At 66.5% G+C, this 12,307-nt stretch carries 11 protein-coding genes and 1 riboswitch; of the genes, 3 read left to right on the top strand and 8 right to left on the bottom strand.

Features of this window, described 5'->3' with window-relative positions:
• Positions 1-30: 30 nt before the first annotated feature.
• From PKKP23_RS15890 to miaB, 5 genes are all read right to left on the bottom strand, one after another.
• Entirely contained in the window at positions 31-924 is an 894-nt protein-coding gene (locus tag PKKP23_RS15890) for an HlyC/CorC family transporter (protein ID WP_026121025.1), read from the bottom strand.
• Positions 925-1,266: 342 nt separating this feature from the next.
• A complete protein-coding gene (locus PKKP23_RS15885) occupies positions 1,267-1,950 on the bottom strand; it encodes a gamma-glutamylcyclotransferase (RefSeq protein WP_126877615.1) in 684 nt (227 codons plus the stop codon).
• Positions 1,951-1,964: 14 nt separating this feature from the next.
• Positions 1,965-2,432 carry an rRNA maturation RNase YbeY gene (gene ybeY / locus PKKP23_RS15880; RefSeq protein ID WP_017772727.1) on the bottom strand — a complete coding sequence of 156 codons (468 nt, stop codon included), beginning with the start codon at positions 2,430-2,432 and terminating at the stop codon, positions 1,965-1,967.
• The gene (locus PKKP23_RS15875) at positions 2,429-3,475 is read right to left on the bottom strand and encodes a PhoH family protein (protein WP_126877614.1); all 1,047 of its coding nucleotides are present in this window, start codon (positions 3,473-3,475) and stop codon (positions 2,429-2,431) included. The genes ybeY and PKKP23_RS15875 overlap by 4 nt, the downstream gene beginning before the upstream one ends.
• A gap of 96 nt (positions 3,476-3,571) precedes the next feature.
• The gene (miaB, locus tag PKKP23_RS15870) at positions 3,572-5,005 is read right to left on the bottom strand and encodes a tRNA (N6-isopentenyl adenosine(37)-C2)-methylthiotransferase MiaB (RefSeq protein WP_126877613.1); all 1,434 of its coding nucleotides are present in this window, start codon (positions 5,003-5,005) and stop codon (positions 3,572-3,574) included.
• 482 nt (positions 5,006-5,487) lie between these two features.
• On the opposite strand from miaB, the gene PKKP23_RS15865 reads away from it, so the two are divergent.
• The 3 genes from PKKP23_RS15865 to ribB all read left to right on the top strand — a co-directional run bounded on the left by PKKP23_RS15865 (position 5,488) and on the right by ribB (position 8,799).
• Positions 5,488-6,696, top strand: coding sequence for an MFS transporter (locus PKKP23_RS15865; RefSeq protein ID WP_126877612.1), 1,209 nt, complete (start codon positions 5,488-5,490; stop codon positions 6,694-6,696).
• A 226-nt stretch (positions 6,697-6,922) separates the two neighbouring features.
• Positions 6,923-7,594: a helix-turn-helix domain-containing protein gene (locus PKKP23_RS15860; protein ID WP_126877611.1), complete on the top strand. Its 672-nt coding sequence runs from the start codon at positions 6,923-6,925 to the stop codon at positions 7,592-7,594.
• 89 nt (positions 7,595-7,683) lie between these two features.
• Positions 7,684-7,876: riboswitch (FMN riboswitch) on the top strand.
• Positions 7,877-8,049: 173 nt separating this feature from the next.
• A complete protein-coding gene (gene ribB / locus PKKP23_RS15855) occupies positions 8,050-8,799 on the top strand; it encodes a 3,4-dihydroxy-2-butanone-4-phosphate synthase (RefSeq protein WP_240659034.1) in 750 nt (249 codons plus the stop codon).
• A gap of 97 nt (positions 8,800-8,896) precedes the next feature.
• Here ribB and PKKP23_RS15850 read toward each other — a convergent pair whose 3' ends face one another.
• The 3 genes from PKKP23_RS15850 to glpK form a co-directional block, all read right to left on the bottom strand.
• Positions 8,897-9,583 carry an HAD family hydrolase gene (locus PKKP23_RS15850; protein WP_126877610.1) on the bottom strand — a complete coding sequence of 229 codons (687 nt, stop codon included), beginning with the start codon at positions 9,581-9,583 and terminating at the stop codon, positions 8,897-8,899.
• Between the two features lie 250 nt (positions 9,584-9,833).
• On the bottom strand, positions 9,834-10,541 hold the full coding sequence (locus tag PKKP23_RS15845; protein ID WP_126877609.1) for an MIP/aquaporin family protein: 708 nt from the start codon (positions 10,539-10,541) through the stop codon (positions 9,834-9,836).
• 131 nt (positions 10,542-10,672) lie between these two features.
• Positions 10,673-12,172 (bottom strand): glycerol kinase GlpK, encoded by a 1,500-nt coding sequence (glpK, locus tag PKKP23_RS15840; RefSeq protein ID WP_126877712.1) that lies wholly within the window; start codon positions 12,170-12,172, stop codon positions 10,673-10,675.
• Between the last annotated feature and the right edge of the window lie 135 nt (positions 12,173-12,307).

Below are 12,307 nucleotides of genomic sequence, written 5' to 3'. Positions count from 1 at the left end.
GAGCACCGTGGCCCCGTCAGGGCGCCGGCTTCAGGTCCCCGGCGGTTGCAGCGCCGCCTCGCGCTGGCCGGCCATCGCGTCGCGACGTACCAGCAGCATGTGGAGTTGCCGTGCGTCGGCGCGCAGCACTTCGAAGATCAGATCGTCGATACGCACTTTTTCGCCGCGATGCGGCACGTGCCCGAAGTGGTGCGTGACGAGCCCGCCGATGGTGTCCACTTCCTCGTCGGGGAAATGCGTGCCGAAGACCTCGTTGAACTGGCCGATTTCGGTAAGCGCGCGCACGCGAAAACGCCCGTCGGGTGATTCGATGATGTTGCCGCTTTCCTCGTCGAAGTCGTATTCGTCTTCAATATCGCCCACGATCTGTTCGAGCACGTCTTCGATCGTGATGAGGCCGGCTACGCCGCCGTACTCGTCCACGACGATGGCGATGTGGTTGCGGTTCATGCGGAAGTCGCGCAGCAGCACGTTGAGGCGCTTCGACTCCGGAATGAACACCGCGGGGCGCAGCATGCCGCGCACGTCGAACTCTTCTTCGGCGTAGTAGCGCAGCAGGTCTTTCGCGAGCAGCACGCCGATCACGTTGTCGCGATTGCCTTCGTAGACCGGATAGCGCGAGTGCGCCTTTTCCAGCACGTATGGAATGAATTCGTCGGGATTGTCCGCGATGTTGATCGCGTCCATCTGCGCGCGCGGAACCATGATGTCGCGGGCGCACAGTTCGGAGACCTGGAACACGCCTTCGATCATCGAGAGCGAATCCGCGTCGATGAGGTTGCGTTCGTGCGCGTCCTGGAGAATCTCGAGAAGCTCGCCGCGGGAATCGGGCTCGGGCGAGATGAAGTCGGTCAGTCGCTCGAGGAGCGAGCGCTTTTCGTGAGGTTTGCCGGTTTGTCGTCGACTGGGATAAGAGTCGTTCATGGTGGTGCGCCCCGCCATGCCGGGCGCGCTGTTGCGGAGGGTTAAGGATACACCACGCGTGTGGCGCGACCGTGTAGCCAGGCGGCCAGCGCGTTGGCCAGGGGCGCTGCCGGCGTGGCCGCCGTGGTTGGGCACGGCGCCTTGCCGAGTGGCCGTGAACCGTCTGGCCGATGCCGCTGCGCGCGGGCAACGTCGTTCAATGCTATCGCAGAAACCCGCGCGGCTGCGGGTGGACAAATTTCGGCGCGAGCGCGAAGCGAGCGTGGCCCCGTCGTCCCCTTCGCCCCCCTCGCCCCCCTCGCACTTGCCGGCCGTGGCTGCTGGGGTGATTCGGGCACCGCATCAAGGCGCCGACGCCGGAGCGTCCGCCGCGCAGCGCCGCAGCAACGCTTCCAGCGCGCGGTCCGGCATGCCGATTTCGCGCAGCGCAATGACCGTGCGCCGCACGTAGTCGAGCGTCGATCCGTAGCGGCCGCAGGCGCATCCCAGCACGGTGCGAACCGTCTCGTCGGACAATTTGCCGGTGTAGCTGGGCACGTCGCGCCGCATCACGAAGGCCAGCGCTTCCACGAAGCGCCCGTCGGCCAGCTTGCACGGCAGCCAGGCCGGACGATACGAGCCCATCGGCATTTCGCGTCGCCACAGTGCTTCGAGATGCGGCATCACGCCCGTGGCGGCCAGTCGAAACGCCATGCCCTGGCACGAGCCGCCGCGGTCGAGCGCGAGCACGAGGCCCGGCTGCTCGGGCGTGCCGCGGTTCACCCGCGACCACAGATAAAGCCCGCGATGGTAGCCATGCACGCGCGAGCGCACGCTTTCCACGGTGGGCAGCCCCGGGTTCCAGATCAGCGATCCATAGCCGAACAGCCACAGGTCGCTTTGGCCGTCCCATTGCTGCAAGGTGCAGTCGAGCGAGGCGCGTAGTTCGTCGTCCGTGAGCAGGCGCGAGGCGCCGAGCGACGGCGGATAGTCAGGACAGGAAGCCGTCCCGGCGGCAAGCGGTGTCGAGAGATAGCGGGCGCTCACTTGAAGGCGGCGTGTTAGTCGGCGCGGTACGGATCGGGGAAACCGAGGGAGTTCATGATATCGGTTTCAATGCCTTCCATCTCTTCGGCCTCGTCGTCGGTTTCGTGGTCGTAGCCCTGGGCGTGGAGCGCGCCGTGCACCAGCAGATGCGCGTAGTGAGCGGCGAGCGGCTTGCCCTGCTCGGCGGCTTCACGCTCGACCACCGGGCAGCACAGGATGAGGTCGCCCGTCACCGGGTCCGCTTCGCTTTGCGCGTAGGCGAAGGTGAGCACGTTGGTCGCGTAGTCCTTGCCGCGGTAGGTGCGGTTCAAGGTGCGGCCTTCCTCGGCGTCGACGAAGCGCACGGTGAGTTCCGCGTCCGCGAACAGGGCCGCCTTGACCCAGTTCGCGACCGTGGCGCGCGGCAGCATCGCCTTGTGTTGCGGGAATGCCTTCGCGGCCGGAAATTGCAGCGTCAGTTTCAGTTTGGGCGCGCGCGTCATGCTTCTTCTTGTTTCGCGTGCTCGTCGTAGGCCTCGACAATGCGCGCGACGAGCGGATGGCGCACTACGTCCGCGCTCGTAAAGCGCGTGAGCGCGATGCCTCGCACGTTCGCGAGCACCTGCTGCGCTTCCACGAGGCCGCTCTTCTGCGCGCGCGGCAGGTCGATCTGCGTCGTGTCGCCCGTCACCACGGCCTTCGATCCGAAGCCGATGCGCGTGAGGAACATCTTCATCTGCTCGGGCGTGGTGTTCTGCGCCTCGTCGAGGATGATGAACGCGTGGTTCAGCGTGCGGCCGCGCATGTAGGCGAGCGGCGCGATTTCGATCATCTGGCGCTCGAACATCTTGGCGGTCTTGTCGAAGCCGAGCAGGTCGTAGAGCGCGTCGTAGAGCGGGCGCAGGTACGGGTCCACTTTCTGCGCGAGGTCGCCGGGCAGAAAGCCGAGCCGCTCGCCCGCCTCGACGGCCGGGCGCGTCAGCACGATGCGCTTGACCTGGTCGCGTTCGAGCGCGTCCACGGCGCAGGCCACGGCCAGATAGGTCTTGCCCGTGCCGGCCGGACCCACGCCGAACGTCACGTCGTGCGACACGATCTGCTTGAGGTATTCGCGCTGGGCCGGCGTGCGGCCGCGCAGGTCGGCGCGGCGCGTGTAGAGCTTAGGTCCCGGTTCTTCGGCCTCGCCGTCGGCGTGTGCGGGTTCGTCGAACGGATGGTCGGGGTCGCCGCGAAAACGCGGGTCCAGTTCCTCGTTGCCGTTCGTGCCCGTGCCCGTGGTGGCCGGGTGCCGGGCTTCGACGAGCGCCAGCTGGATGTCGTCGACGGATAGCGGCTCGCGCGCGCGGTTGTAGAAGTTTTCGAGGGCAGCCATGGCGACTTTCGCGCCGCGCCCGCGAATTGCGATGCGGTGGCCGCGCCTCGACAGCGTCACGTCGAGCGCCTGTTCGATCTGGCGCAGATTTTCGTCGAGCGGCCCGCAGAGATTGGCGAGCCGGGCGTTGTCGTCGCGCGGGGCGGTGAATTCCAGTTGCTGGGTGGTCTTCAAGGTGTTTGGCTACTCCTGCCGGTTAGCGGCCGTGGATTCGGGCGGTGGCGGGCGCGCGCAGCGGTTCGGGACACGCGCGCGCCAGGCGCTGCAGGTTCAATGCGCCGCGGCCGGTTTGCCGCCATGCGCTTTGTCGTGGGCTTTCTCGTGAGTTTCGTCGTGGGCTTCATCGTGCGTCAGCACCAACTCCCCGCGCAGCGAATGTGGGTACGCGTGGCCGATTTTCACGTCGATCATCTGGCCGATCAGCCGCGCGTGCGAGGCGACGGGCGCCGGGAAGTTGACCACGCGATTGTTCTCGGTGCGGCCCGCGAGTTCGGTCGGGTCTTTGCGCGACGGTCCTTCCACGAGAATGCGCTCCACGTTGCCGACCATCGACGCGCTGATGCGCGCCACGTTTTCCTCGATGGTGGCCTGCAGGTGCTGCAGGCGCTTCAGCTTGACCTCGCGCGGCGTGTCGTCGTGCAGGTTCGCCGCGGGGGTGCCCGGCCGCGGGCTGTAGATGAACGAGAAGCTCGTGTCGTAGCTCATCTCGTCGACGAGCGCCATGGTCTTCTCGAAGTCCGCTTCGGTTTCGCCGGGAAAGCCGACGATGATGTCCGTAGAGAGCGACAGATCGGGCCGGATGGCACGCAGGCGGCGGATTACCGACTTGTATTCGAGCACCGTGTAGCCGCGCTTCATCGCCATCAGGATGCGGTCGGAGCCGTGCTGCACGGGCAGGTGCAGGTGGCTCACGAGCTTGGGCACCTTGGCGTAGGTGTCGATCAGGCGCTGCGTGAATTCTTTCGGATGTGACGTCGTATAGCGGATGCGTTCGATGCCCGGCACGTCGGCCACGTATTCGATCAGCGTGGCGAAGTCTGCGACTTCGTGTGAGCCGGCGCTCAGCGCTCCTCCGAATTTTCCACGATAAGCGTTCACGTTCTGGCCAAGCAGCGTGACCTCGCGCACGCCCTGGTCGGCGAGGCCGGCGATTTCGGTCAGCACGTCGTCGAGCGGCCGTGACACTTCCTCGCCGCGCGTGTACGGCACCACGCAGTAGCTGCAGTACTTGCTGCAGCCTTCCATGATGGAGACGAACGCGCTCGGACCTTCGACGCGCGCGGGCGGCAGGTGGTCGAACTTCTCGATTTCGGGGAACGTGATGTCCACCTGCGGACGACCGCTTGCGCGACGGGCGTCGATCATCTGCGGCAGGCGGTGCAGCGTCTGCGGGCCGAACACGAGATCGACGTAAGGCGCACGCGCGACGATCGCCGCGCCTTCCTGGCTCGCGACGCAACCGCCCACGCCGATTAGCAGGCTGGGGTTCGCTTCCTTGAGTTCGCGCACGCGGCCGAGATCGGAGAAGACTTTTTCCTGCGCTTTTTCGCGCACGGAACAGGTGTTGAAGAGAATGACGTCCGCGTCTTCGGGGGAGTCGGTCTTGACGAGGCCTTCAGCGGCGCCGAGCACGTCGACCATCTTGTCGGAGTCGTACTCGTTCATCTGGCAGCCAAAGGTCTTTACATAAACTTTCTTGGTCATCGGGTTTCGCCGTTCGCAGTGGTTGACCTGGGGGCGTTGTTCAAAAAGGTGGAGAGCCTCGCGCCGGGCTTGTTCGAATGATGATTGCCGGAGTGCGGGCGAGGCCGGGAAGAGCAAGGAAGGGCCGCGCCGCGGCGGCTGGGGCGCGCGGTGGAATTGCATATTATAGCCCGCCGCCGTTTCCGCTTTGCGACCCGCGAGCCGCTTGGGGAGGGCGTTGGCGCGGTGCGCGGGGCGCTGCATGCCGCAATCTCGACAGGACCGGCGCGAGCCTGCCATTCGCCCCGATTTACCCTCCGCCTCTTCCCGTCCGGTGCCGGCGAAGTCTGCTGCCTCCTCGATCCCTATTATTCGGTTTTGTTTGAAAATGTTTTCGATTCCCGGCCGATTATCAAATTGACGCGGTGCAGCCACAATGCGCGCCTTGTCGGGTCGTTGCGCGCACGGCGCGTCGGCTTTTTGCACCGGATCAGGAGATTTCCATGCCCATTCCCTTACTGGCGCTCGCCATCAGCGCGTTCGCCATCGGCACCACCGAGTTCGTCATCATGGGGCTGTTGCCCGACGTGGCGCGCGATCTCTCGGTCTCGATTCCGTCGGCCGGTCTGCTCGTCACGGGCTACGCGCTGGGCGTGGCCGTGGGTGCGCCGCTGCTTGCCGTCGTGACGAGCCGCATGCCGCGCAAACTCGCGCTGCAACTGCTCATGGGCGTGTTCGTCGCGGGCAATGTGCTCTGCGCGGTCGCGTCGGACTATTCGCTGCTGATGGTGGCGCGCGTCGTGGCGTCGTTTGCGCACGGCTCGTTCTTCGGCATCGGCTCCGTGGTGGCCGCCTCGCTCGTGGCGCAGGAAAAGCGCGCGAGCGCTATCGCGTTGATGTTCACCGGTCTTACGCTCGCGAACGTGCTGGGCGTGCCGTTCGGCACCTTCATTGGCCAGGAGTTCGGCTGGCGCATGGCGTTCTGGATCGTGAGCGTGCTGGGCGTGCTCTCGCTCGTGGGCATTACGGCGCTCGTGCCGAACCGGCATGACGCCGGTCCCGCGGGACTCGGCCACGAGGTGCGCGTGCTGCGCGAGCCGCAGGTGTGGCTTGCGCTCGCCATGACGATTCTGGGCTTCGGCGGCGTGTTCGTCGTGTTCACGTACATCACGCCCATTCTCGAAAACGTCGCGGGTTTCTCGCCGCGCGCCGTGACGTTGATTCTCGTGCTGTTCGGCGCGGGGCTCACGCTCGGCAACACGGTGGGCGGCAAGCTCGCGGACCGCGCGCTGATGCCCTCGCTCATGGGCATTCTCGCAATGCTCGCCGTGGTGATGGCGGTGTTCACGAAGACGAGCCATTCGCAGATTGCGGCCGCCGTCACCGTGTTCGTCTGGGGCGTGGCCGCGTTCGCAACGGTGCCGCCGCTGCAGATGCGCGTGGTGGAAAATGCGGCCGCCGCACCGAACCTCGCATCGACGCTGAACATCGGCGCGTTCAATGTCGGCAACGCGGGCGGCGCGTGGCTGGGCGGTCTCGCCATCTCGCACGGCCTCGGTTACGACGCGCTGCCGTGGGTGGCCGCGGCGGTCTCTGTCGCGGCGCTGTTCGTCACGTGGATCGCGGCGCGTCTGGATGCGCAGCGATCCGGCGTTCGCGGGCAAGCGGCTGGTCGTGCGGCGCCTGTAACGGTACGCGAAGACGCGTGCTGAACGCGAGGCGCATCGGGCGCGCCGCAACGAACGAGCGCTTATGACGAGCGATTCGAAGCTTTCCCGAAACCGCCGTCCGCGATAGTGATAACGGTGTGAAGATAACTTCGTTGGCGCGGGCACAAGCCGATGCGACGATAGCCTCCATTCGAGTTTCAGCTGCCCGATCCGTGCGCGATCCATGCGCGATCCGGATGCGCGGCAGAACGAAGGAAAGGAGGCGATCATGCATTCCCCGCTTGCGCTCGTCCGCGCTGCCGCCGACGAAACCCCCGACGCCCACGCAGGGCAGTTCGATCTGCTGGAACATCTCGTCGGAGTGAATCTTGCGCGGCTGCGTGCCGAGCGCCAGCTTTCGCTCGACGCACTCGCTCGCGCGTCCGGCGTTTCGCGGGCGATGCTCGCGCAGATCGAATCGGCGCGCAGCGTGCCGTCCATCAAGGTGCTGAGCAAGATTGCCGCGGCGCTGAAGGTCTCGGTCGCGGCGTTCCTGCGCCGCCACGCGGTGAACGGTTTCGAACACCTGCCGGCCGGTCGCGCGCGGCGCCTGGTGAGCGCGGACGGCGGCTATGCCGAACGCGCGCTCTATCCCGAAGGCGAGCCCGTTGCCGCCGAGTTCCACGAGCTGCGCATCGCGCCGCTGCATACCGAGTACGGCACGCGCCGCACGCCGGGCACGCTGGTGAATCTGGTGGTGAGCGTGGGGACGCTCGAACTCAGCGTGCACGACCAGCGCCAGTTGCTCGCAACCGGCGACGCCATCGTGTTCGATGCGGACCAGCCGCACAGCCTGCGCAATCCCGGCGACACGGAGGCGCGTGCGTTTCGCGTCACCGTGAACGCGGAAACGCCGCCGCGCTGGGACGCTTCGCCCGATGCGGCACGGCACGAGGGATGAGCGGTGCCGTGCGCGGCATCGCGGCGCAGGTCCGCTGCGCCATTGGCGCGGCTGTTGTATGCTTTGCCCGCCGGATTTTCCGGCAATCAGTGCGTCTTCAGGGCGGGGTGAAATTCCCCACCGGCGGTAGGTCGGCCTGCCTTCACGGCAAAGCCGGCAAGCCCGCGAGCGCCCGCTAGTCAGTACGAACGCCTGCGGCCTGTGTGCCGCGGCATGGCGGGGTCAGCAGATCTGGTGCGATGCCAGAGCCGACGGTCATAGTCCGGATGGAAGAAGATGTGCAGATGGTCACTCTGCCCGCCGTTGCCGGCGCGCGTCTGCGCGCGTGCGGCATGGCGTTCCGTGTCGTTGCGGGGCGCTGTGGTTGGCCGCTTGCGGCTTGCCTGTGCGGGTGCTTGTCTGTTTGCAATGCCCTGAAACGTTTTTCGCCCAACTTTTTGCGAGGAGCGTTTCACATGTCCCACTCTCCGTTGTCTTTCGGGGACTCCACCCGCCTTCAAGGCCAGACCGATGCGGCGCGTCCGCTCGACGCCGCGGCCGATCTTCCGTTGCTGGCCACCGAACCTATCCCGCCACGCATTGCCGCCGCGTTGCAGGCCATGCGCGATGGCCGCCCCGTCGTGCTTCAGGACGACGACGACCGCGAGAACGAAGCGGATCTCGTCGTGGCCGCCGAGCGGCTCAGCGTCGAAACCATGGCGCTCCTGATCCGCGAATGCAGCGGCATCGTGTGTCTGTGCCTGCCGGACGAGAAGGTTCGCGCGCTCGAATTGCCGCCCATGGTGGCGCACAACGAGAGCCGCCACGGCACGGCATTCACGGTTTCCATCGAGGCGCGCGAAGGCGTGACCACGGGCGTTTCGGCGGCGGACCGGCTCACGACCATCCGCACCGCCATTGCGGACCACGCGAAGCCGGCCGACATCGCTCGCCCTGGCCACGTGTTTCCGCTGCGTGCGGCGCCTGGCGGGGTGCTGGCGCGACGCGGCCATACCGAAGGCACGGTCGATCTGGCCGTGTTGGCTGGCCTCAAGCCGGCGGGTGTGCTCTGCGAGTTGATGAACGCCGACGGCACGATGGCGCGCGGCGCCGAGGTGGAGCGCTTTGCCGCCCAGCATCGTCTGCCGATGCTGACGATTGCGGAACTCGTCCAGTTTCGCGAGGCGCTTGCGGCCGCGCGCGAGTGTTGTACGGATGAGGCGTAAGGCCGGGTAGTGTGAGTTGGCGGCGCGGCGTCCGGCCTACGGACGCCGCGCGCCGGCCTTGCTTGGCCGGCCACGCCGGCGCACTTCGCAGTCCCACTCAGGACTGCACGTCCCCGAACTCGCCGCGCACGCCGCTTTCGATCAGTGCGGGCAGCGCGTCCATGTGTTCGATGATCCGCGTGAGGCCCATTTCGCGCAGCACGTCCGCGTAGCCGTGCGGAATGTGGCTTGCGCCCACGAACGCGATGGTCTTCATGCCCGCGGCACGCGCCGCGTTGAGCCCCGCGATGCTGTCTTCCACGACGATACAGCGCGCCGGCGCGACGCCAAGCTGCTGCGCCGCGTACAGGTAGATATCGGGGAACGGCTTGGGCCGCGGCACCTGCTCGGCGCTGAACACGCGCGGCCCGAAGATATTGGCGAGCCCCGCGCGCCGCACCGACGCGCTTACGCGGGCAAGCCGGCTGTTCGACACCACGGCGGCGGGCAGCGGCACGCGCTGCAAGGCCTCGCGCACGCCGTTGATGGGACTCAGCGATTCCGCGAGCGCGCGCTCTACGTTATGTTCGATCGTCTCGAGAAAGTCGGGCGGCAGCTGAAGGTTGAACTCGCTCGCGACGTTTGACAGAAAGCGCGAGGTCTGCTGGCCGAACGCCGTTTTCACGACGGGACCGAAGTCGATGCCGGGGAAGGTGGTGGTGAGGGTCTCGGCGAGCACGCGGTCGGCAATGACTTCGCTGTCGACGAGCACGCCGTCGCAGTCGCAGATGAGATGGTCGATCATGCAGGAAACCGGATGAAGCGCGTCCGGCGGTGGCGCGCGCGGGAATGGGAAGGCGCCATGATACGTCCTTCGGACTGCGCGTCTTCATCGCGACGTCCACACATGGCCCGCATGCGGCCTCGCGCTGCAAGCCAATGCTCAGCCATCCTGAAATGTCGGGAATGTCGGGAAACGGGCGGCCGTCCTGCCGTCACGGGCGGCGCGCGTCTTGCCGCAAACGCCGCCCTTGGCCCTCAGCGATGCGCGCCCGTTAATGCGCGTGCATGTAGATCCACGCCGCCATCGAACCGCCTGCAAGCGGCCCCACCACGGGAATCCACGCGTAGTGCCAGTCGCTGTCGCGCTTGCCGGGAATAGGCAGCAGTGCGTGCATGAGCCGCGGCGACAGGTCGCGCGCCGGGCTCATCGCGTAGCCGGTCGGCCCGCCTAGCGAGATGCCGATGCCAAGCACCAGCAGACCCACCGGCAGCGCGTCGAGCGCACCGAGCCCCACCTGCGGCGAGGCGAGATACAGCACGCCCAGAATCAGCACGAAAGTGCAGATCATTTCGGTGAGGAAGTTGTGCGGCACGCTGCGAATGGCGGGTGCCGTGCAGAACACGCCGAGCTTCACGTCGGGGTCGGCTTCCTTCGCGAAGTGTTGCCGGTAGGCGAGCCACACGAGCAGCGCGCCGGCCATGCCGCCCAGCATCTGCGCCGCCACGTAGCCGGGCACCTTGCTCCAGGCGAACTTGCCCGCGAGCGCGAGCGCCACGGTGACGACGGGATTCAGATGCGCGCCGCTGAACGACGCCGTGATGTACACGGCCACGAACACCGCCATCGCCCAACCCATCACGATGACGATGAGGTCCGCGCCCTTGCCCTTGGTGCGCGCGAGCAGCACGTTGGCGACGGCGCCGTCGCCTAGCAGCACGAGCATGGCCGTGCCCACGAACTCCGCAATATAGGGTGACATTCTTGTTCTCCTGAGCCATTGGGGAGACGGTCCGCCGTCGCGACGGACCGCTGTTTCACCGGGCTGCCGCGAGCCGGTCGTGCTCGCGATGCAGCCAGCGCGCAGCGGGAAGCTGCGTCAGGCGAGGGGGATCAGGGCGCGTCGGCCCAGGCCTTCGCGGCGCGCACGGCGCGCTGCCAGCCGTCGAGGCACTGCTTGACGTCGCGCGGCTCCATGGCGGGCGAGAAGCGGCGATCGAGCTGCCATTGCTGCTGCAACTCGCCCACGTCCTTCCAGTAGCCCACGGCGAGGCCTGCCAGATAGGCGGCGCCGAGCGCCGTGGTTTCGCTCACTTGCGGACGGACCGCATCCACGCCGAGCATGTCGGCCTGGAACTGCATGAGCAGATTGTTGGCGCAGGCGCCGCCGTCCACGCGCAACTCGCCGATGCGGATGCCCGAGTCGGCTTCCATGGCCTTCAGCACGTCGACGGATTGATACGCGATGGAGTCGAGCGCCGCGCGCGCGATATGCGCCGACGTGGTGCCGCGCGTGATGCCGAAGAGCGTGCCGCGCGCGCGGGCATTCCAGTGCGGCGCGCCGAGTCCGGCGAATGCGGGCACGAGATAGACGCCGTCGCAATGCGGCACGCTGCGCGCGAGGCTTTCGATTTCAGCGGCGCTCTTGATGATGCCGAGCCCATCGCGCAGCCATTGCACCACGGCGCCCGCGATGAAGATGCTGCCTTCCAGCGCGTAGTTGATCTGGTCGCCGATCTGCCAGGCGATGGTCGTGACGAGATTGTTCTTCGACTCGATCGGCTTGCTGCCCGTGTTCATGACGAGGAAGCAGCCCGTGCCGTAGGTGTTCTTCACCATGCCCGATTCCGTGCACATCTGGCCGAAGAGCGCGGCGTGCTGGTCGCCGGCAATGCCGCCAATCGGAATCTTCGAGGCGAACACGGTGGTCACGGTCGGACCGTACACCTCGGACGACGGGCGCACCTCGGGCAGCATGCTGCGCGGAATGTCGAGCGCTTCGAGCAGTTCGTCGTCCCACTTCAACGTATGGATGTTGAAGAGCATGGTGCGCGACGCGTTGGTTACGTCGGTGATGTGCAGGTTGTGCTTCGTGAAGTTCCACACGAGCCAGCTGTCCACGGTGCCGAAGGCGAGGCGGCCTTGCTTTGCCTTTTCGCGCGCGCCTTCCACGTTGTCCAGAATCCAGCGGATTTTGGTGGCGGAGAAGTAGGCGTCGATAGGCAAACCGGTCTTCGCGCGCACCCTCTCTTCGAGCCCCTGCGCTTTCAGCTGGTCGCAGAAGTCGGCGGTGCGGCGGTCTTGCCAGACGATGGCGTTGTAGATGGGGTGACCCGTTTCGCGGTCCCACACGATGGTAGTCTCACGCTGGTTCGTGATGCCGATGCCGGCAATCGACGTGCCGTTCAGGCCGGCGCGCGTCACCGCTTCGGCCGCGACACCGGCCTGGGTCGACCAGATTTCCTGGGGATCGTGCTCTACCCAGCCCGGCTTCGGGTAGATCTGCTGGAATTCCTTTTGTGCCGTGGAAACGATGTTTCCCTGACGGTCGAACAGAATGGCGCGCGAGCTGGTTGTGCCCTGGTCGAGTGCGAGGATGTACTGGTCCGTCATGTGTCTCTTCTCCATGCGTTTTCGTGAATCGCGAGCGGGGACTCGCGACGGGGAAAAGCTTGTTGTTCTGCGTACCGCTCGGCGGCGGTCCGATTACTGAATGACTGCATTACTGGCCGGTCGACTGCGCGCGCC

This window comes from Paraburkholderia kururiensis JCM 10599 = LMG 19447, assembly GCF_003986935.1.
GTDB classification, from domain to species: Bacteria; Pseudomonadota; Gammaproteobacteria; order Burkholderiales; family Burkholderiaceae; genus Paraburkholderia; species Paraburkholderia kururiensis.
Note: the sequence above shows the minus strand (reverse complement) of the source record. Positions and strands in the feature narration are given on the sequence as shown.